The 20,179-nt window shown below is 62.1% G+C and carries 15 protein-coding genes; 4 read left to right on the plus strand and 11 right to left on the minus strand.

Annotated features, from left to right (window positions below):
- Positions 1 to 296: 296 nt before the first annotated feature.
- The 4 genes from QIW53_RS16420 to argE form a co-directional block, all read right to left on the minus strand.
- Complete coding sequence (locus tag QIW53_RS16420; RefSeq protein ID WP_371050639.1) at positions 297 to 935, minus strand: peroxiredoxin; 639 nt, start codon at positions 933 to 935, stop codon at positions 297 to 299.
- Between the two features lie 293 nt (positions 936 to 1,228).
- Positions 1,229 to 2,587 (minus strand): OprD family porin, encoded by a 1,359-nt coding sequence (locus QIW53_RS16425; protein ID WP_371050640.1) that lies wholly within the window; start codon positions 2,585 to 2,587, stop codon positions 1,229 to 1,231.
- A 580-nt stretch (positions 2,588 to 3,167) separates the two neighbouring features.
- The gene (gene argA, locus QIW53_RS16430; RefSeq protein ID WP_371050641.1) at positions 3,168 to 4,466 is read right to left on the minus strand and encodes an amino-acid N-acetyltransferase; all 1,299 of its coding nucleotides are present in this window, start codon (positions 4,464 to 4,466) and stop codon (positions 3,168 to 3,170) included.
- Between the two features lie 259 nt (positions 4,467 to 4,725).
- Positions 4,726 to 5,883, minus strand: a complete 1,158-nt coding sequence (argE, locus tag QIW53_RS16435) for an acetylornithine deacetylase (protein WP_371050642.1) — start codon at positions 5,881 to 5,883, stop codon at positions 4,726 to 4,728.
- Positions 5,884 to 6,038: 155 nt separating this feature from the next.
- On the opposite strand from argE, the gene QIW53_RS16440 reads away from it, so the two are divergent.
- Positions 6,039 to 7,409, plus strand: a complete 1,371-nt coding sequence (locus QIW53_RS16440) for a CYTH domain-containing protein (RefSeq protein ID WP_371050644.1) — start codon at positions 6,039 to 6,041, stop codon at positions 7,407 to 7,409.
- Positions 7,410 to 7,505: 96 nt separating this feature from the next.
- Here QIW53_RS16440 and QIW53_RS16445 read toward each other — a convergent pair whose 3' ends face one another.
- Positions 7,506 to 7,970 carry an Lrp/AsnC family transcriptional regulator gene (locus QIW53_RS16445; protein ID WP_371050645.1) on the minus strand — a complete coding sequence of 155 codons (465 nt, stop codon included), beginning with the start codon at positions 7,968 to 7,970 and terminating at the stop codon, positions 7,506 to 7,508.
- A gap of 126 nt (positions 7,971 to 8,096) precedes the next feature.
- On the opposite strand from QIW53_RS16445, the gene QIW53_RS16450 reads away from it, so the two are divergent.
- The 3 genes from QIW53_RS16450 (at position 8,097) to QIW53_RS16460 (ending at position 10,710) form a co-directional block, all read left to right on the plus strand.
- Positions 8,097 to 8,435 (plus strand): hypothetical protein, encoded by a 339-nt coding sequence (locus tag QIW53_RS16450; protein ID WP_371050646.1) that lies wholly within the window; start codon positions 8,097 to 8,099, stop codon positions 8,433 to 8,435.
- Between the two features lie 90 nt (positions 8,436 to 8,525).
- On the plus strand, positions 8,526 to 10,310 hold the full coding sequence (locus tag QIW53_RS16455) for a GspE/PulE family protein (protein ID WP_371050647.1): 1,785 nt from the start codon (positions 8,526 to 8,528) through the stop codon (positions 10,308 to 10,310).
- 79 nt (positions 10,311 to 10,389) lie between these two features.
- A complete protein-coding gene (locus QIW53_RS16460) occupies positions 10,390 to 10,710 on the plus strand; it encodes a DUF2388 domain-containing protein (RefSeq protein WP_371050694.1) in 321 nt (106 codons plus the stop codon).
- A 101-nt stretch (positions 10,711 to 10,811) separates the two neighbouring features.
- On the opposite strand, the gene gcvP is transcribed toward QIW53_RS16460, so the two are convergent.
- The 6 genes from gcvP to QIW53_RS16490 form a co-directional block, all read right to left on the minus strand.
- Positions 10,812 to 13,685: an aminomethyl-transferring glycine dehydrogenase gene (gene gcvP, locus QIW53_RS16465; protein WP_371050648.1), complete on the minus strand. Its 2,874-nt coding sequence runs from the start codon at positions 13,683 to 13,685 to the stop codon at positions 10,812 to 10,814.
- A 642-nt stretch (positions 13,686 to 14,327) separates the two neighbouring features.
- Positions 14,328 to 14,711 (minus strand): glycine cleavage system protein GcvH, encoded by a 384-nt coding sequence (gcvH, locus tag QIW53_RS16470; protein WP_192307013.1) that lies wholly within the window; start codon positions 14,709 to 14,711, stop codon positions 14,328 to 14,330.
- Between the two features lie 50 nt (positions 14,712 to 14,761).
- Positions 14,762 to 15,844, minus strand: a complete 1,083-nt coding sequence (gcvT, locus tag QIW53_RS16475; RefSeq protein WP_371050649.1) for a glycine cleavage system aminomethyltransferase GcvT — start codon at positions 15,842 to 15,844, stop codon at positions 14,762 to 14,764.
- A 155-nt stretch (positions 15,845 to 15,999) separates the two neighbouring features.
- On the minus strand, positions 16,000 to 17,616 hold the full coding sequence (locus QIW53_RS16480) for an ABC transporter permease (RefSeq protein WP_371050651.1): 1,617 nt from the start codon (positions 17,614 to 17,616) through the stop codon (positions 16,000 to 16,002).
- 98 nt (positions 17,617 to 17,714) lie between these two features.
- Positions 17,715 to 18,719 (minus strand): extracellular solute-binding protein, encoded by a 1,005-nt coding sequence (locus QIW53_RS16485; protein ID WP_371050652.1) that lies wholly within the window; start codon positions 18,717 to 18,719, stop codon positions 17,715 to 17,717.
- A gap of 234 nt (positions 18,720 to 18,953) precedes the next feature.
- Entirely contained in the window at positions 18,954 to 20,171 is a 1,218-nt protein-coding gene (locus tag QIW53_RS16490; RefSeq protein WP_371050695.1) for a 2-octaprenyl-3-methyl-6-methoxy-1,4-benzoquinol hydroxylase, read from the minus strand.
- Between the last annotated feature and the right edge of the window lie 8 nt (positions 20,172 to 20,179).

The following is a 20,179-nucleotide window of genomic DNA, read 5'->3' on the forward strand; positions in this document are numbered from 1 at the left end:
GTGCGATCTCGCTTCGATGGAGAGACCTTAACAGGTCATTCATATATCTTTAAATCATATTTATTCATTTGGTTATTCGATAAAGAGATATATCGCCACTTTTCTCGAGACGAAAAAAAGGCCGTCGAAACGGCCTGAAATTCCCCTGCTTTATGAGCACCATTCAATCTGAATGCCGCTGTGCCTGTGACGCCGTCTTCGCGAGCAAGCCCGCTCCCACAGATGAAACGCGATCCAATGTGGGAGCGGGCTTGCTCGCGAAAGCGATATCAGAAGCGCCAATAAATATGGGCGAACTATTTGTTCGGCTGCGGCGTCAGGCGCAGGTACGGTTTCACCGCGCGATAACCTTTAGGGAAACGCTGCTTGATTTCATCTTCATCCTTGAGCGACGGCACGATGACCACTTCATCACCGTCCTGCCAGTTGGCCGGGGTCGCCACCTTGTAGTTGTCGGTCAGTTGCAGCGAATCGATCACACGCAGGATTTCATTGAAGTTGCGCCCGGTGCTCGCCGGGTAGGTGATGGTCAGCCGCACCTTCTTGTTCGGGTCGATCACGAACAGCGAACGCACGGTCAGGGTGTCGCTGGCGTTGGGGTGGATCAGGTCGTACAGGTCCGAGACCTTGCGGTCGGCGTCGGCCAGGATCGGGAAGTTGACGACGGTGTTCTGGGTTTCGTTGATGTCGCCGATCCACTTGTGGTGCGAATCCACCGGGTCGACGGACAACGCGATGGCCTTGACCCCGCGCTTGGTGAACTCGTCCTTGAGCTTGGCGGTGAAGCCCAGCTCGGTGGTGCACACCGGGGTGAAGTCCGCCGGGTGGGAAAACAGCACGCCCCAACTATCGCCCAGCCACTCGTGGAAACGGATAGTGCCAGCGCTGGAATCCTGTTCGAAATCGGGGGCGATGTCGCCGAGTCTGATGCTCATGGTGGGCTCCTGATGAGTGAAGGGTAGAACTCAACTGTAGCCCGTATTCTGGATCTGATAAAAAGAATAAATAAAGACATTATTAGATCATTAATGAATATTAAAGATCTGTTCACTGGACCTGCCAGGCCATCGCGAGGACTATCGCGTTCGAGGTTCGAGAAGGCCTTGAGTTGCTGCAAAAAGAGGGGATTTCAGCGCGGGATTACGGGGGTGACTTCGCGCTGAAGTGTAAAAGCCCCGCCCGGCGTGATGCCGGGCGGGGCTTTTTTTCAGCGGTTACGCGAGCGCTATTACAACAGCGGGATCGAGTAGCTGAGGATCAGGCGGTTTTCGTCCTGGTCGCGTTGGCCTGGAACGCCGGTGCGGAACGAAGCGTTTTTCCACATCACGCCAACGTTTTTCAGCGGACCTTCCGGCACCACGTAAGCAACAGTCAGGTCGCGTTCCCACTCGCTGTTGTTGTTACCGGCAGGCACGGTGGCGCTGGCGCGGTTGGTATCGATATCGTCGCCACGCAGGTAAACGACACCGGCGGTCAGGCCTGGAACGCCTACCTTAGCGAAGTCATACGAGTAGCGAGCTTGCCAAGTGCGTTCGCCGGCACGGGCAAACTTGGCGATCTGCATATCGGTAGTGATGTAAGCCGACGAACCGTCGCCTTGGTTCAGCCAAGGGAAGTCGCTGCTGCCGTTGCTGACCTGGTAACCACCACCGAAGGTGTGACCGGCAACGGTGTACAGGAACAGGCCGCTGTACAGATTGTTGTCAACCTTGCCTTTACCCGTCGCGTTGTTGCTGTAGTTACCGGACGTGTAGTAAAGCGGATCGTGGCCGTTGGCACCATCGTCACGGCTGTTGAAGTAACGCAAATCGGACTTCAATACGCCAGGGCCGATCGCCCAGTTATGCAGCAGACCCAGGAAGTGCTGCTTGTAGAAGTCTTCCAGGTTGCCGTAGTAGTACTGGGCAGTCAGGTCTTTGGTGATTTTGTAGTCGCCACCACCGTAGATGAACTTGTTGCTGTTCACGGTACGCACGGCTGCGCCGGCAATGGCCATGTTTTCGTTGTTGCTGGAGTTACGACCTTTAACGGCTTCGATCTGACCGCCCACCAGGGTCAGGTCCTTGATGTCGCCGGAAGTGATCTGGCCACCCTGCCAGGTTTGTGGCAGCAGACGACCGTCGTTGGTCACGATGACCGGCAGTTTTGGCTGCAGAGTGCCCAGGCGCAGTTCAGTCTGGGAGATCTTGGCTTTGGCAGTCAGGCCCAGGCTGGAGAAGTTGTCCACGGCCTGGCCGTTGGACTCGCTCGGGAACACAGTGCCACCGTAGCCGGTGCCAGGGTTGCCGTTAGCGGCTACGTTGCCGTTGGTGCCGCCGCCCGAATCCAGACGCACGCCCAGCAGGCCGATGGCATCGATACCGAAGCCGACGGTGCCTTGGGTATAACCGGAAGTGAAACGCAGGTCGAAGCCTTGGCCCCACTCTTCGTTGCGGCTTGGCTCGGAGGTACCGTTGCGGTTATCGGTATTGATGTAGAAGTTACGCAGACCCAGGGTGGCCTTGCTGTCTTCGATGAAACCGGCGGCGCCTGCCTGCTGCGCCATAACCCCTACGGCCACGGCCAGGGCCAAGGTGGACTTGTTCATTGTTTCGCTCCTCTCGTTTCTAATTCTTGTGTTCCTGGTCCTGGGTCGTGCGCCCGGGATCCTAAGATGCGCGATTAGCGCCGTACCGTGACCGATAAGTCAATCGTAACCACATATGTCTACGACCAAGGTCTAATCGCCGTGATGTTGGTCCTTTCAGGGTAATGAGTTTTTCATAAACCCAAAAAGAATTGTTTCATCAGTTTTCATATCGTTCAGGAATATGGCTTGCTGCGCTTTGCCCGAACCGGACACAGCATATCGGCACCCGGGCTAATCTCTAAATAGTATTTGCGGGTCTTTTTTTAGATCGATTGGCTTTTTATCCGTGCCGTTAACGTCAATGCCTATCGAAAAGGCGACGCCATCAGGGCGGAGCGCGCATCATCCCCGGCAAATATTACAGTTTGTGTATCGCTGGAACTTTGTTTTCCATTCTGGCGAATTTCCGCTTCGAGGCCACCCTACGAGAAAACCGCAGGCGAAAAATTGATCAGAATCGTGTCCGCGTCGAAAGGTCTTCGAGCGTGACGAGGATTGTGGGAGCAAGCCTGCTCCCACAAGGCGCTGCAACCTGGAATCAGAGCGCCTTTTCGAAGATCTTCGAATTGCGCTGATAGTTGTACAGCGACGCCCGTGCCGAGGGCAGGCGCTCGACGCTGCTGGGTGCAAAGCCGCGTTCGCGGAACCAGTGGGCGGTGCGGGTGGTGAGGACGAACAGCGTTTTCAAGCCCTGGGCCCGGGCGCGGGTTTCGATGCGTTCGAGCAACTCGTCGCCACGGCCGCCATGGCGGTATTCCGGGTTCACGGCCAGGCAGGCCAGCTCCCCGGCATCGGAATCGGCAATCTGATACAGCGCCGCGCAGGCGATGATCATGCCTTCGCGTTCGACCACGCTGAACTGCTCGATCTCGCGCTCCAGCACCTCACGCGAGCGACGCACCAGGATCCCCTGCTCTTCCAGCGGACTGATCAAATCCAGCAATCCGCCGACGTCTTCGATCGCCGCCTCGCGTACCACTTCGAACTGCTCCTGCGCCACCAGCGTACCGCCACCGTCGCGGGTGAACAGCTCGGTCAGCAGCGCGCCATCTTCGGCATAACTGACGATATGGCTGCGCGCCACCCCACCCCGGCAGGCCTGCGCTGCCGCATCCAGCAGCTCTGCCTGATAGTTGCTGCCCAGGCGTTGCAGATGCGCCGGGACTTGCTGAGGGCGCAGCTCGCGGACCAGGCGGCCGTTTTCATCGATCAACCCCGCCTCGGCACCGAACAGCAGCAACTTGTCGGCGCCCAGGTCGATGGCGGCGCGGGTAGCGACGTCTTCGCAGGCCAGGTTGAAGGTTTCACCGGTCGGCGAGTAGCCCAGCGGCGACAGCAGCACGATGGAGCGCTCGTCCAGCAGGCGGTTGATGCCCTTGCGGTCAACCCGCCGCACTTCGCCGGTATGGTGGTAGTCGACGCCTTCGAGGACCCCGATCGGGCGGGCGGTCACCAGGTTGCCGCTGGCCACCCGCAGGCGTGAGCCCTGCATCGGCGACGACGCCATGTCCATCGACAGCCGCGCCTCGATGGCGATGCGCAACTGGCCGACGGCATCAATCACGCACTCAAGGGTTGCCGCATCGGTGATGCGCATGCCGTGATGATAGTGCGGGGTCAGGCCGCGCGCGGCGAGACGGGTTTCGATCTGCGGGCGGGAGCCATGCACCAGCACCAGGCGCACGCCCAGGCTGTGCAGCAGCACCAGGTCGTGGACGATATTGCCGAAGTTCGGGTGTTCGACACCGTCGCCGGGCAGCATGACGACAAAGGTGCAGTCGCGGTGGGCGTTGATGTAAGGGGAAGCGTGGCGAAGCCAGTTAACGTAGTCGGGCATGAACCTGGGCCTGTAACAAAGAGCAGCCAAAAAAAGGGCGAAACGAAAAATGCGCAGCGGGCTGATGGTTATCGTCGGAACAGGCTTGGCGACACGCGCGCTCTCCTCATGAATACGGGGTTTGACACCATTAATTTAATACGCCCCCCTGTAGGAGCGAGCATGCTCGCGATGATCGCGAACGATAATCCTGGCTGTCTGACACCCCTCGGTGTTCGATACACCATCGCGAGCATGCTCGCTCCTACAAGGGGTGGGCTCAACCGGCAGAGGCCGGCGTCAGGCAATAATGCTCAATCAACTGACGCAACAGATCCACCGTAGGTTGCAAACGTGACATTTCGAGGTATTCCCCCGGTTGGTGTGCACAGGCGATGTCACCCGGGCCCAGTACCAGCGTTTCGCAACCAAGGCGCTGAAGATAAGGTGCTTCGGTGCCGAATGCCACCGCTTCGGCACGATGGCCGGTCAGCTTTTCGGCGATCCGCACCAGTTCGGCGTCTTCGGGTTGTTCGAAGGGGGGCACGGCGGGGAACAACGGCGCGTAGTCGATCTTGACCTGATGCCGCTCGGCCACCGGTTTGAGTCGCTGCAGAATTTCCACGCGCAACACCTGGGGGTCCATGCCCGGCAAGGGGCGCAAGTCGAATTCCAGCGAACACTGGCCACAGATGCGGTTGGGGTTATCACCGCCATGGATGCAGCCGAAATTCAGGGTCGGCATCGGCACGCCGAACTGCGGATTGCGAAACTCGCGCTGCCACAGCAGGCGCAAACCCCGCAGTTCGCCCATCGCATCGTGCATGGCTTCCAGGGCGCTGTGGCCCAGGCGAGGGTCCGAGGAGTGCCCGCTCTGCCCGAGGATGTCGATGCGTTCCATCATGATGCCCTTGTGCATGCGGATCGGCCGCAGCCCGGTGGGCTCGCCGATCACGGCGGCACGGCCCAGCGGTCGCCCGGCTTCAGCCAGGGCGCGGGCACCGGACATCGAGCTTTCTTCATCGCAGGTGGCCAGGATCAACAGCGGTTGCTTGAAGGGCTGGTCGAGCAAGGGCATGACCGCCTCGATGGCGAGCGCGAAAAAGCCCTTCATGTCGCAACTGCCCAAACCGATCCAGCGACCGTCCACCTCTGTCAGTTTCAACGGATCGGTCTGCCACAACGCACCGTCGAACGGCACCGTATCGCTGTGCCCCGCCAGTACCAGGCCACCGGGGCCGGAACCGAAACTGGCGAGCAGGTTGAACTTGCCCGGGCTGACCGACTGGATGTCACAGGCAAAACCCAGGTCGCTCAGCCACGCGGCCAGCAGGTCGATCACCGGGCGATTGCTCTGATCGAGGCTGGCCTGGGTGCAACTGACCGAGGGCGTGGCAATCAGCGCAGCGAACTGATCTTTCATGGACGGCAAAGGCATCGCTGACTCCGACGGGCGAATTGAGGTCCATCATAGAACCATCCGGCGACAGGAATAAACCGTCGTCCGGCGGAGCAGGGTCGAGTCCTGTACACTGCACGACCTTGGCAGCCACCTATTCCCCGGCTGCACTCCCGATTCTGGATTGTCCGGCCATGAACAAAGAAACCGAAATCAAACTCCGCGTCAGCCGCGAAACCCTCGCCGCCCTGCGCGAGCACCCGTTGCTGAAAAAACGCAACAAGAATGGCTGGGAACGCCGAGAACTGATGAACCAGTATTTCGACACGCCCGAGCGCGACCTGGCCCACGCCAAGGTGGCCCTGCGCCTGCGTCGCGACGGGGACGAGGTGATCCAGACCCTCAAGACCCGTGGCCAGAGCGTTGCCGGTTTGTCCGAGCGCAACGAATATGACTGGAACCTGCCCAAAGCCAAGCTCGACGTCAAAAAACTCGACGGCGAATGCTGGCCGCAGCAGTTGGCCGAGCTGGACAAGAAAACCCTGAAGCCGATCTTCACCACCGATTTCGTTCGCGAACGCGCGGAAATCGCCTGGGGTCGCGGCAAGGCCAAGGTGGTCATCGAAGCCGCGCTGGACCTGGGCCACGTGGTGGTTGGCAAGCAGAAGGAAGAAATCTGCGAGCTCGAACTCGAACTGCGCGAAGGCGAGCCCCAGGCCTTGCTGGAACTGGCCGCCGAATTGGCAGCGACCCTGCCGCTGATGCCGTGTGACATCAGCAAGGCCGAGCGTGGCTATCGCCTGTACGACGCCGACAGCTACTCGCTGAGCCTGCCGGCACCGCAGTTGAGCGCCGAAACGCCGCTGGATGACGCGTTCGCCGCGCTGAGCTGGCATCTGCTGGGCAGCAGCCAGCGTCTGGCCGAACAGTACCGATTCAACGGCCACTGGCGCCTGTTGCAGGACTGGGTGGAAAACCTCGCCGAGCTGCGTGCCTTGCTCAGCAGCCTGGGCCAGGCCGCGCCGCGTCAGTCCACCCACGACCTGCGCGTGGCGCTGGATGCCTTGCTCGAAGACTGGCGCCCGCTGGTGCAAGTCGGCATCGACGACGAAGACGTGCGCAAGGCTGCGCCTGAACAGTTCCTCGAGGAACTGCAAGACCCGCGCTGGGGCCAGTTTTCGCTGAACGCTTCACGCTGGCTGCTGGCTCGCACCTGGGCCGCCGAGCGCAACGTTCGCGGCAATCGCCAGGGCGCAGCGCAACTGACCAGCTGGCTGCCGCGCCTGTTGGCAGAAGAAGCCACGTCGTTGCAATTGCAGCGCTACCAGCAACAACCGGAAGACCTGGCCGAGCAGTTGCCGCGCATCGAACGCATCCAGGTCTGGCTGCACCATGCCCGCCCGGTGCTGGACATTGCCGAGATGGATCGCCTGTACGGTGAACTCAAGCAGTTGGCCCTGCTGGCCAGCGAGCCGACGATCACCGATGAATTGCTCGATGCGCGCAAGCAGCAGGCGATTGCGGTGTATCAGAACCGTGCCTGGAAGATGCTGCTGCGCGGCTGATGTCCATCGCGAGCATGCTTGCTCCTACAGGATTCATACCGTCCAGTGTGGGAGCGGGCTTGCCCGCGAAGAGGCCCGCGGATTCCCCGCAAGGCCCTAGACCGGCAAGGCCGTGGTCGACTTGATCTCCGACAGCGCCACCACCGAATTCACTTCCTGGATGCCCGGCACCAGCGACAGCTTTTCGAAGAAAAACCGCTCGTACGCCTCGATGTCCGCCGCCACGATGCGCAGCATGAAATCCACCGCCCCCATCAGCACGTAGCACTCCAGCACTTCGGGAAACTCGCGAATCGCCTCGGTGAACTCGGTGAAATTCGAACGTCCATGGGCGTTGAGTTTGACCTGCGCGAAGATCTGCGTGTTGAGCCCGATCTTCTTGCGGTCCAGCAAGGTCACTTGCCCGCGAATGATCCCCTCCTCCTTCATCCGCTGGATCCGCCGCCAGCACGGTGACTGCGAAAGTCCCACCTGTTCGGCAATCTGCGCGCTGGACAGGGAAGCGTCCTCCTGCAGCAACGCGAGAATCCTGCGGTCGTAGCCATCCAGCTCGCCGTGCATAAAAAATCCCCTGATCAACCTGGTAGTGAATCATGCGATTCGATAAATCGCGGAATGGACCCATCATAGATAAGAAATACCCGGTCTCGAATGTAAAAATTCCTTCAGAGATTTTGGAGACCTGCCATGCCGCACCTGGAAGCCGTCAATACCGCGCCTACCCGCCCCGATGCCTGGAACGCCGGCAACGCCCATTGCCGCGTCCGCTACCAACTGCTGGCCGAAGCCGAGCCGGACCTGCTGTGCCGGGCGCTGAACCTGTTCGCGATGCAGTACCTGATTCCGCAACAGGTCAACGTGCAGCGCGCGGACGAAGGGCTGTCGCTGGAGATCGTGGTGGACGGACTGAGCTGGCATCGCGCCCAGGTGATCGCGGAAAAAATGCGCAACCTGATCAGCGTCAGTTCGGTCGAGCTGCACGGCGCTGATCCGCTGTGGGTCGAAACGACGCTGGCCACGGGCTGAAAAGGATCGATACGGCTTCGTCGGGTAGTGGCCCAACGGTCATCGGCAGCCCGACTATCCTTTGCGAACCGATGTTCACGAGGAGCCCGCATGTCCGTTCAACTTGCCCTTCAGGACCGCTGGCTGGATCTCAACGATTTGTTGCGCGAACTGGTCGCCCAGGGCTTTATCACCCAGGACTCGGCCGAGCACGCGCTCAATGCCCGTCGCCGACATGCCGCCAATGGCCAGATGCACCCACTGGAGTTCATCGCCAGCCAACAACTGGACGACCTCAGTCGCCCGGGCAAGCACCTGGACCTGGAAAGCCTGACCCTGTGGCTGTCGCAACAGGCCGGCCAGCCTTACCTGCGGATCGACCCGCTGAAAATCAACGTCGCGGCGGTGACCCCGCTGATGTCCTACGCCTTCGCCCAGCGCCACCGGATTCTCGCGGTGTCGATCGATCGCGATGCGGTGACCGTGGCCAGCGCCGAGCCTTACGTCAAGGGCTGGGAAGCCGACCTGACCCATGTGCTGAAGCTGCCCATCAAACGGGTGGTCGCCAACCCGGCGGACATCCAGCGCTTCAGCGTGGAGTTCTTTCGGCTGGCCAAATCGGTCAGCGGCGCGAACAGTGCCGACCCGCAGAGCAACTCCCTGGGTAACTTCGAGCAACTGCTCAACCTCGGCGCCAGCGACCAGGAACCGGACGCCAATGACGCGCACATCGTCAACATCGTCGACTGGCTGTTCCAGTACGCCTTCCAGCAGCGCGCCAGCGATATCCACATCGAACCCCGGCGCGAGCAGGGCACGGTGCGTTTTCGCATCGACGGCGTGCTGCACAACGTCTATCAATTTCCGCCGCAGGTGACCATGGCCATCGTCAGTCGCTTGAAGAGCCTGGGGCGGATGAACGTCGCGGAAAAACGCAAACCCCAGGACGGCCGGGTGAAAACCAAGACGCCGGACGGCGGCGAGGTCGAGTTGCGGCTGTCGACGCTGCCAACGGCGTTCGGCGAGAAGATGGTCATGCGGATCTTCGACCCGGAAGTGCTGCTCAAGGATTTCGACCAACTGGGTTTCTCCGCCGACGATCTGCGCCGCTGGCAGGACATGACCCGGCAGCCCAACGGCATCATCCTGGTCACCGGCCCGACCGGATCCGGCAAGACCACCACGCTCTACACCACCCTGAAGAAACTCGCGACGTCGGAGGTCAACCTCTGCACCATCGAAGACCCGATCGAGATGGTCGAACCGGCGTTCAACCAGATGCAGGTGCAGCACAATATCGACCTGACGTTCGCCGCCGGAGTGCGCGCACTGATGCGTCAGGACCCGGACATCATCATGATCGGCGAGATCCGTGACCTGGAGACTGCCGAAATGGCGATCCAGGCCGCGCTCACCGGCCACCTGGTGCTCTCGACGCTGCACACCAACGACGCGCCCAGCGCCATCAGCCGCCTGCTGGAACTCGGCGTGCCGCATTACCTGATCAAGGCGACGGTGCTGGGGGTCATGGCCCAGCGCCTGGTACGGACCTTGTGCCCGCACTGCAAGGCACCGCTGACGCTGGCCGAGGATGACTGGCAAACCCTCACCCGGCCCTGGCAGGCTCCGCTGCCGGGCAATGCCCAGCGCGCCATCGGCTGCCTGGAGTGCCGCGACACCGGTTATCGCGGCCGCGCCGGGGTCTACGAAATCATGCAGCTCACCGACGGGCTCAAGGCACTGATCAGCCCCGACACCGATCTGCTGGCAGTCCGGCGCCAGGCCTTCAAGGAAGGCATGCGCAGCTTGCGCTTGTCGGGGGCGCAGAAGGTCGCCGCGGGTTTGACGACCATCGAAGAGGTGCTGCGGGTCACCCCGCAAAGCGAACAAAAATGAAACAGGTTGCGGGCAGCACCATGGAACTCCACCGGGGGGTCGACGATCCAACGCCGTAGATAACCCAGTGGAGTCACCCATCATGCGTTTCAAACTTGCTGTCGCTACCCTTGCCGTGTTGTCCCTGCCAGTCGGTTCGGCGATGGCCGACAGCTTTTGGCGTAACGTCATTTCGTCCGGCGCCACCACCGGCTCGACTTACCTGACCTTCAAGGATCACAAGCTGATCATTGCCGCACAGGATGATGCCGGCAGTTTCGTCGCCAGTGACGGCGGCATCCGTGGCCCCTACCTGGAAGCCGCCATGCAGAAAGTCCGCGCCGACAACCCTGGCCTGCAGGCCACGGACATGGAACTGGCGAATGCGATCCTGGCGAAGAACGCCGTCGCTTCGGAATAAGCTTCAACGCTGGCAAAAATGCCGCTCGATCGAGCGGCATTTTTTTTTCCAGTTTCCCTCCGCTTCTACCCTGTAGAAGGGAGGGGGAAAGGCGGCGCCCTTCACCGGTAATCATCCACCGGCACACACGCGCAAAACAGGTTGCGGTCGCCATACACATTGTCCACCCGGTTCACCACCGGCCAGTACTTGTGCGCCTTGGTGTGGGCATCCGGCGTCACGGCCTGCTCGATACTGTAGGGGCGCTCCCACACCCCGGTGATGTCGGCCAACGTATGCGGCGCGCGCTTGAGCGGGTTGTCCTCGGCGGGCCAGGTGCCGTTCTGCACTTCGGTGATTTCTGCGCGAATGCTCAGCATCGCGCCGATAAAACGGTCCAGCTCCGCTTTTGACTCGCTTTCGGTCGGCTCGACCATCAAGGTGCCCGGCACCGGGAACGACATGGTCGGTGCATGGAAGCCGTAATCCATCAGGCGCTTGGCCACGTCCTCTTCGCTGATCCCGGTCAGGGCCTTGAGCGGTCGCAGGTCGAGGATACACTCATGGGCCACCCGCTCGTTGCGACCGGTGTAGAGCACCGGGAAGGCGCCGGACAAATGCTGCGCCAGGTAATTCGCCGCAAGAATGGCCACCTCGCTGGCGTCCGCGAGTTGCGGCCCCATCATGGCGATGTACATCCAGCTGATCGGCAGGATGCTCGCACTGCCCCAGGGTGCCGCACTCACCGCACCGTTCTGCTCCAACGGGCCATCAAGGGTGACCACCGGGTGATTGGCCACGAACGGCGCCAGGTGCGCTCGCACGCCGATCGGCCCCATGCCGGGCCCGCCGCCACCGTGGGGAATGCAAAAGGTCTTGTGCAGGTTCATGTGCGAGACGTCGGCACCGATGTCCGCCGGCCGCGCCAACCCGACCTGTGCATTGAGGTTGGCGCCATCCATGTACACCTGGCCGCCGTGCTGGTGAATCACTTCACAGATCTCGCGGATACCTTCCTCGTACACACCATGGGTCGAGGGATACGTCGCCATCAGGCAAGCGAGTTTGTCGCCGGCCTCCGCCGCCTTGTCCTTCAGATCCGGCAGATCGACGTTGCCCGCCTCGTCGCACTCGACGATCACCACGCGCATGCCGGCCATCTGCGCAGACGCCGGGTTGGTGCCGTGGGCCGAGGACGGAATCAGGCAGATGTCCCGCGCCCCCTGGTGACGGCTTTCGTGATATTTGCGGATCGCCAGCAACCCGGCGTATTCGCCCTGGGCACCGGAGTTGGGCTGCATGCAGATCGCATCGAAACCGGTGATTGCGCAGAGCCAGCGCTCCAGTTCTTCGATCATCAAGGTGTAACCGAGCGCCTGCTCCCTGGGCGCGAACGGGTGCAGATTGGCGAACTGCGGCCAGGTGATGGGGATCATTTCGCTCGTGGCGTTGAGCTTCATGGTGCAGGAGCCCAGCGGAATCATCGACTGGTTGAGCGCCAGGTCCTTGTTCTCCAGCTGTTTGAGGTAACGCAGCATCTCGGTCTCGCTGTGGTGCGCGCTGAACACCGGGTGACGCAAATACGGCGAAGCGCGCAGCAAACCGTCCGGAAGACCCGCCGGCAAGTCTTCGGCGTCCAGTGCCTGGATATCGAGCCCATGGTCGGCGCCAAGAAACACATCGAACAACCGGGCCACGGTGCCCTCATCGCAGGCTTCGTCGAGGCTCAATCCCAACTGCCCGCGCCCGAGAATGCGCAGGTTGATTTGCGCGGCACGGGCGCTTTCGATGATCGCAGTCTGCGTGCCCCCCACTTCCAGGGTCAGGGTATCGAAGAAGTGCTGGTTGAGACGCTTGATGCCGTGGCGTTCCAGCCCCGCCGCGAGCATGCAGGTGAGTCGGTGAACACGCTGGGCAATGCGCTTGAGCCCTTGCGGCCCGTGATAGACCGCGTAAAAACTGGCGATGTTGGCCAGCAGTACCTGGGCGGTGCAAATGTTCGAGTTGGCCTTCTCCCGACGGATGTGCTGCTCACGGGTTTGCAGGGCCATGCGCAACGCGGTGTTACCACGTGCATCTTTGGACACGCCGATGATCCGCCCCGGAATCGCCCGCTTGTATTCATCACGACTGGCGAAAAAGGCCGCATGCGGGCCGCCGTAACCCATCGGCACGCCAAAGCGCTGGGACGAGCCAAACACCATATCGGCGCCCAATTCGCCCGGCGGGGTCAACAACAGAAGGCTCAACAGATCGGCGGCGACGCAGGCCAGCGCTTGCTGGGCGTGCAGGTGATCGATCAACGGACGCAGGTCGCGAATCTCGCCGTGGGTGTCAGGGTACTGCAGCAACGCACCGAACACCTGGTGCTGCTTGAGGTTATCCGGCGTGTCGACGATCAGCTCGATACCGAAACCTTCGGCACGGGTCTGCACCACGGAAATCGTCTGCGGATGGCAGTTTTCGTCGACGAAAAACAGGTTGCTCCGGGACTTGGCCACGCGCTTGGCCAGGGCCATGGCCTCGGCCGCCGCCGTGGCTTCGTCGAGCAGCGAGGCGTTGGCCAGCTCCAGGCCGGTGAGGTCGATGGTCAATTGCTGAAAGTTGAGCAGCGCTTCGAGCCGGCCCTGGGCGATCTCCGGTTGATAGGGCGTGTAGGCGGTGTACCAACCGGGGTTTTCCAGGACGTTGCGCAAGATCACTGCCGGGGTGATGGTGCCGTGATAACCCATGCCGATCAGGCTGGTCCAGACCTGGTTCTGCTCGGCATAACCGCGCAGCCTGGCCAGCGCGGCCTGCTCATCGAGGGCAGGCGGCAGCTCGAGCGCCCGGTTCAGGCGAATGCTCGGCGGCACCGTTTGCTCGATCAGCTCGATACGACTGCCAAGACCGAGACTGTCGAGCATCGCCTGCTGCTCGGCGGCATCGGGCCCGAGATGACGGCGCAGGAAGGCATTGGGGTCGCGTAACTGGCTCAGGGACGGCAACTGGGACATGACGGGCTCTCTCTTGACTGGCGCTCGGCGTCGATGCAACACGGTCAATCCAGCATAGCAGTCGATGTCGGATACAAACCCTGGGGAGCGAGCGCCAGCCGGCCGGCCGGCCGGCGATGGTCGCCTACGATGACGCGGTTTGCCTGACTGCCCGCGTTGCCTGAACCTTCATCGCGAGCAAGCTCGCTCCTACAGGAGAATGCGTTGGCTTTTGATCTGGCTTTGGCTTTGGCTTTGGCTTTTGATCTGCCGCGTCGGAAGGCCGAGTGGAGGTTCTGCGCAGTGGGCAAACCGGCATGGATGCCGGTTTAGCCGCCGCCGGCCATGGATGGCCGATGGCGGCGGGCCCACGGAGCAGGACCGGAGCGAGGGTATGCCGAGCCTAGGCGAGGCACCGTACGTCAGGGGATCAAAGCGCTTTGGTTACTTTCGCGCTTTTCGAAAGTGACCCGCCGTAAGGGCGGAACCTTAAGCGGCCGTTACCGCAACACCGGATATGTACACCCAAAAAAACAGGGTCGCCTATAAGACCGCCATCGCTGGCAAGCCAGCTCCCACAGGGGTCGTGTACACCCCCAGGAATCAGGGGCGTAAATATGAAAAAGCCCCGACAGGTCGGGGCTTTGGGTTGACGCTCAGGGCTTACTCGCCGATGGCGGCCTTGTAGCCAGCCGCATCGAGCAGCTTGTCCAGATCGCCAGCGTTGCTTGGCTTGAGCTTGAAGATCCAGGCGCCGTACGGATCAGAGTTGAGCAGTTCCGGGTTGGCGCTCAGTTCTTCGTTGACCGCCGTCACCGTACCGGCAACCGGGGAGTAGATGTCGGAAGCGGCCTTCACCGACTCGACCACACCGGATTGATCACCGGCGGCGAACTGGGTGCCGACTTCGGTCAGCTCAACGAACACCACGTCGCCCAAGGCTTCCTGAGCGTGATCGCTGATGCCCACGGTGACGGTGCCATCGGCTTCCAGACGGGCCCATTCGTGACTTTCGGCAAAACGCAGGTCGGCAGGGATATCGCTCATGTTCTGTGTCCTCAAGGAAATTGTCAGCGGTGGTTGCCCGCCGGAATAGGTTAGATCAAGGTTTTGCCATGGCGTACGAAGGTCGGTTTGACCACCCGGACCGGGTACCATTTGCCACGGATTTCCACTTCCGCGCGGTCGGCTGTGGCCATCGGCACGCGCGCCAGTGCAATCGACTTGCTAAGCGTAGGAGAGAAACTACCACTGGTGATCTCCCCTTCGCCAACATTGGCGATGCGAACCACCTGATGCGCACGCAAAACCCCGCGCTCCTCAAGCACCAGGCCGACCAGTTTGTGCTGCACGCCAGCGGCCTGTTCGGCCTCCAGGGCGGCTCGACCGATGAACTGACGGGACGCCGGCTCCCAGGCGATGCTCCAGGCCATGTTCGACGCCAGCGGCGAAACCTCCTGCTCGATGTCCTGACCGTACAGGTTCATGCCAGCCTCGACCCGCAGGGTATCGCGCGCGCCGAGCCCGATCGGCGAGATCCCCGCGCCCACCAGGTCATTGAAGAAGCCGGGGGCCTGATCGGCCGGCAGGATGATCTCCAGGCCGTCTTCTCCGGTGTAACCGGTGCGCGCGATGAACCAGTCGCCGTCGGGCTGACCTTCGAAGGGCTTGAGCAGGTGGATCAGGTTAGCGCGAGACTGGGTGACGAGTTCGCTGATCTTGTGCCGGGCGTGAGGGCCCTGAATGGCGAGCATCGCCAGTTCCGGGCGCTCGTCCAGGTGCACGTCGAATCCGTCGAGGTGGGCGCGCATCCACGCCAGGTCCTGATCCCGGGTGGAGGCGTTGACCACCAGCCGATAGCCGTCGTCGAGGCGGTAGACGATCATGTCGTCGACGATGCCGCCACGCTCATTGAGCATGGCGCTATACAGGGCGCGGCCGGTGCTGTGCAGGCGCTCGACGTCATTGGCCAGCAAATGCTGGAGCCAGGCCTTGGCCTGCCCTCCGGCGACATCGATCACGGTCATGTGGGAGACATCGAAGACCCCGCAATCGCGGCGCACCTGGTGGTGCTCCTCGACTTGCGAGCCGTAATGCAAAGGCATGTCCCAACCGCCAAAATCGACCATCTTCGCGCCGAGGGCGAGATGAAGGTCATACAGAGGCGTACGCTGTCCCATGGGTTTCTCCTTCCGGGCGTGGCGAGGGTACGGCCGGCACTGCACGGGATAACCACCTTTGAATAAAGGGCTATCAGCCGATTTCAGTCACCGGGTCTGTCAGACGGACCGCACCGAATGCGGCGCATTGTAGCCTCAAGGTGTAGGACTGGCACCTAGCTGTTTCGATGGGCCGAACGCCGAATCAATCCGATGACCGGCAACAGCCCGACCAAAACCAGGGTCAGGGCCGGCAGCGACGCCCTTGCCCATTCGCCTTCACTGGTCATTTCAAAGATCCGGACCGCCAGCGTGTCCCAGCCGAACGGGCGCATCAGCAGGGTCGCCGGCATTTCCTTGAGCACGTCGACGAACACCAGCAACGCGGCACTCAGGGTGCCCGGCAGCAACAACGGCAGATACACTTTGAAAAACAGTCGCGGCCCGCTGACGCCCAGGCTGCGCGCTGCTTCGGGCAAAGAGGGCCGTATTCTGGCCAGGCTGCTTTCCAGCGGACCATAGGCCACGGCGACGAAACGCACCAGATACGCCAGCAGCAAGGCCGACAGGCTGCCCAGCAGCAATGGCTTGCCGGCCCCGCCCAGCCAACCTGAAACAGGAATGACCAGCTCGCGATCCAGGTAACTGAATGCCAGCATGATCGACACCGCCAGCACCGAACCCGGCAGCGCGTAGCCGAGGTTGGCCAGGCTGATGCCCGAGCGAATGGTTCGGGTTGGGGCCAGCCGCCCGGCAAACGCCAGCACCAGCGCGACACTGACGGTAATGAACGCGGCCATGGCCCCCAGGTACAGCGTATGGACGATCAGGCCGGTGTAGCGCTCGTCCAGGTCGAAACGACCGCGCTGCCAGAACCACACCACCAATTGCAGCATCGGGATGACAAAGGCACAGGCAAACACCAGGCCGCACCAGCTCATCGCCGCCAAAGCCTTGAACCCACGCAGGTGATACAACGCCTTGACCCGCGGCCGCTCGTTACTCGCCCGATTGGCCCCGCGAGCCCGACGCTCGCCGTAGAGCACGACCATCACCACCAGCAGCAACAGGCTGGCCAGCTGCGCGGCGCTGGAGAGGCTGAAGAAACCGTACCAGGTCTTGTAGATCGCGGTGGTGAAGGTGTCGAAGTTGAACACCGACACCGCACCGAAATCCGCCAGGGTTTCCATCAGGGCCAGCGCGACGCCGGCGCCGATGGCCGGCCGTGCCATGGGCAGCGCGACGCGCCAGAACGCCTGCCAGGGTGATTGCCCGAGGACCCGAGCCGCTTCCATCAGCCCCCTGCCCTGCGCCAGGAATGCCGTGCGCGCCAACAGGTAAACGTAGGGATAGAAAACCAGCACCAGGACGAGGATGACGCCGCCGGTCGAGCGCACGCGCGGCAGCCGCAGGCCGGTGCCGAACCATTCACGCATCAGCGTCTGCACCGGGCCGGCGAAATCCAGCAGCCCGACAAAGACGAACGCCAGCACGTAGGCGGGTATCGCGAACGGCAGCATCAATGCCCAATCCAGCCATCTGCGCCCGGGGAACTCGCAGAGGCTGGTGAGCCACGCGAGGCTGACACCCAGCAGCGTGACGCCAATACCGACGCCCAGGACCAGCGTCACCGTGTTGCCCAGCAGGCGCGGCATCTGGGTCTCCCACAGATGGGACCAGATCTGCTGATCGATGGTTTGCCAGGACAGCAGCAAAACGCTCAGGGGCAGCAGGACCAGCGCAGCGATGGCGAAGACCAGGGGATACCAGCGGCGTTGGGCGGGGTGGGCCAAGGAAAGCATCTCGTTGAAATGAACGTGCCCACGTCAGGCGTGGGCACGACGCTCCCACAAAGAGGGGAGCGATCAGGGCGCGCAGTATAACGGTGGCGTCAGTTCCAGCCAGCCCGATCCATCATGCGAATCGCCTCGGCCTGGCGCTTGCCGGCGACTTCAACGGGCAGGGTATCGGCCACGAACTGGCCCCAGGCAGCGACTTCCTCGGAAGGTTTCACCGTCGGGTTGGCCGGGAATTCCTGGTTCACGTCAGCGAAGATCTTCTGCGCTTCAGCGGTGGTCATCCATTCCACCAGGGCCTTGGCCGCTTCCGGGTGCGGGGCGTGTTTGGTCAGGCCAATGCCCGACAGGTTGACGTGCACGCCACGATCCGCCTGGTTGGGCCAGAACAGCTTCACCGGCAGTTCCGGTTTCTGCTTGTGCAGGCGACCGTAGTAGTAGGTGTTGACGATGCCGACGTCGCACTGGCCGGCACTGATCGCTTCGAGCACGGCGACGTCATCGGAGAACACATCGGTGGACAGGTTGTTGACCCAGCCCTTGAGGATTTTCTCGGTCTTTTCGGCGCCGTGGACTTCGATCATGGTGGCGGTCAGCGACTGGTTGTAGACCTTCTTTGCCGTCCGCAGGCACAAGCGGCCTTCCCAGTTCTTGTCGGCCAGGGCTTCATAGGTGGTCAACTCGCCCGGCTTCACCCGGTCGGTGGAATAGGCAATCGTCCGCGCCCGCAGGCTCAGGCCGGTCCAGGCGTGGCTGGAAGAGCGGTACTGGGCCGGGATGTTGGTGTCGATGGTTTTCGAGGTGAAGGGCTGCAGGATACCCATTTGCTCGGCCTGCCAGAGGTTGCCGGCGTCGACGGTCAACAGCAGGTCGGCGGTTGCGTTCTCGCCTTCGGCCTTGATGCGCTGCATCAAAGGCGCTTCCTTGTCGGTGATGAATTTCACCTTCACACCGGTTTTCGCGGTGTAGGCATCGAACACCGGCTTGATCAGCTCGTCGATACGCGAGGAGTAGACCACCACCTCATCAGCGGCCTGGGCGGCGGTACTGCCGATCAGGGTCAAGGCGAGTGCCATCAGTAGACGCTTCGATGCCAACATGGGAGCCATCTCTCGATAGGAAAAGTGAGGCCAAATGATAAGGACTCACATTTACCATCTCAATCGAACAGTTGGCGGAGGCGTTACCAGATGTTGCATGGGTAATGACCGATCCCTGTAGGAGCGAGCATGCTCGCGATGGACTATCAGGCATCGCGGACATCCAGATGCCCCTCGTTATCGTTAACGACCATCGCGAGCATGCTCGCTCCTACAAGGGAGTGGGTGAAAAAGTCAGAGCTTGGCCAACGCCGGCAGATCCCCGGTCAACCCCAGCGCTTCGCGCACGAACAACGCCTTGGCCTCCGGCATCTGATCCACCAGCTTCAACCCGGCATTGCGCAGCCAGCGCACCGGCAACGGGTTGGCCTGGAACAAGCGCTCGAAGCCCTCCATCGCCGCCATCAAGGCCAGGTTGTGCGGCATGCGCCGGCGTTCGAAGCGGCTCAGCACTTTCACGTCCGCCAGTCGCTCGCCGCGCTCCGTGGCTTGCAGCAATACTTCGGCGAGCACAGCTGCGTCGAGAAAGCCAAGGTTCACACCCTGCCCGGCCAACGGGTGAATGGTGTGGGCAGCGTCGCCGATCAGCGCCAGGCCTTCGGCCACGTAACGCTTGGCATGGCGCTGACGCAGCGGCACGCACAGCCGTGGATCGGCACAGAGCACCGGCCCCAGGCGACCTTCGAAGGCCCGCTCCAGTTCACGACAGAAGCTGTCGTCGTCCAGCGCCATCAATCGTTCGGCCTCGCTTGGGGTGGTCGACCAGACGATCGAGCACCAGTCCTGCTGGCCATCGCGCTCCAGCGGCAGAAACGCCAGGGGGCCGTTATCGGTGAAACGTTGCCAGGCGGTCATTTGATGCGGGTTGGCGCTGCGCACGCTGGTGACGATCGCGTGGTGCAGGTAATCCCATTCGCGCGTGGCCACGCCGGTCAGGCGCCGTACCGCCGAGTTGGCGCCATCCGCCGCAATCACCAGGGGCGCGCGCAACGTCCGGCCATCGGCCAGAGTCAGCAACCAGTCATCGCCGGAGCGACGCATCTGCTCCAGCCGCGCACTGGCCAGCATGCCGAGGTCGCTGTCGTGCAGGCAGTCGAGCAAGGCGTCCTGGACCACGCGGTTCTCTACGATATGGCCCAACCCCTCGGCATGCACGCTGGCCGCACTGAAGTGGATCTGCCCGGTGCCGCTGCCGTCCCAGACGTGCATGTTGGAGTACGGGCTGCTGCGGCGCCTGGCGATGCCTTCCCAGGCGCCCAGGCGTTCGAGTATCCGCTGGCTGGCCGCCGACAGGGCGCTCACTCGCGGTTCGAACGGCGCCTGCGCGTCGAAAGGTTTGACGGTCATCGGGCTGCCGTCCAGCAGCAGGATATTCAGCCCGCTGTCACGTAACGCCAGCGCCAGGGCACTGCCGACCATTCCGGCTCCGACAATCAGCAGATCTGCGCGCATGTCCATGC

Origin of the sequence: Pseudomonas fluorescens, from assembly GCF_041354075.1 — a bacterium.
In the GTDB taxonomy this organism is placed as follows: Bacteria; Pseudomonadota; Gammaproteobacteria; order Pseudomonadales; family Pseudomonadaceae; genus Aquipseudomonas; species Aquipseudomonas fluorescens_CE.

Bases quoted from the DNA above. Each gene is read 5' to 3' on its own strand.
- QIW53_RS16490 (WP_371050695.1), bottom strand. From the start codon at position 20,171: ATGCGCGCAGATCTGCTGATTGTCGGAGCCGGAATGGTCGGCAGTGCC.
- argE (WP_371050642.1), bottom strand. From the start codon at position 5,883: ATGCCTTTGCCGTCCATGAAAGATCAGTTCGCTGCGCTGATTGCCACG.
- gcvP (WP_371050648.1), bottom strand. From the start codon at position 13,685: ATGTCCCAGTTGCCGTCCCTGAGCCAGTTACGCGACCCCAATGCCTTC.
- QIW53_RS16450 (WP_371050646.1), top strand. From the start codon at position 8,097: ATGCCGCACCTGGAAGCCGTCAATACCGCGCCTACCCGCCCCGATGCC.
- QIW53_RS16425 (WP_371050640.1), bottom strand. From the start codon at position 2,587: ATGAACAAGTCCACCTTGGCCCTGGCCGTGGCCGTAGGGGTTATGGCG.
- gcvT (WP_371050649.1), bottom strand. From the start codon at position 15,844: ATGGGACAGCGTACGCCTCTGTATGACCTTCATCTCGCCCTCGGCGCG.
- QIW53_RS16445 (WP_371050645.1), bottom strand. From the start codon at position 7,970: ATGCACGGCGAGCTGGATGGCTACGACCGCAGGATTCTCGCGTTGCTG.
- QIW53_RS16455 (WP_371050647.1), top strand. From the start codon at position 8,526: ATGTCCGTTCAACTTGCCCTTCAGGACCGCTGGCTGGATCTCAACGAT.
- QIW53_RS16420 (WP_371050639.1), bottom strand. From the start codon at position 935: ATGAGCATCAGACTCGGCGACATCGCCCCCGATTTCGAACAGGATTCC.
- argA (WP_371050641.1), bottom strand. From the start codon at position 4,466: ATGCCCGACTACGTTAACTGGCTTCGCCACGCTTCCCCTTACATCAAC.
- gcvH (WP_192307013.1), bottom strand. From the start codon at position 14,711: ATGAGCGATATCCCTGCCGACCTGCGTTTTGCCGAAAGTCACGAATGG.
- QIW53_RS16440 (WP_371050644.1), top strand. From the start codon at position 6,039: ATGAACAAAGAAACCGAAATCAAACTCCGCGTCAGCCGCGAAACCCTC.
- QIW53_RS16485 (WP_371050652.1), bottom strand. From the start codon at position 18,719: ATGTTGGCATCGAAGCGTCTACTGATGGCACTCGCCTTGACCCTGATC.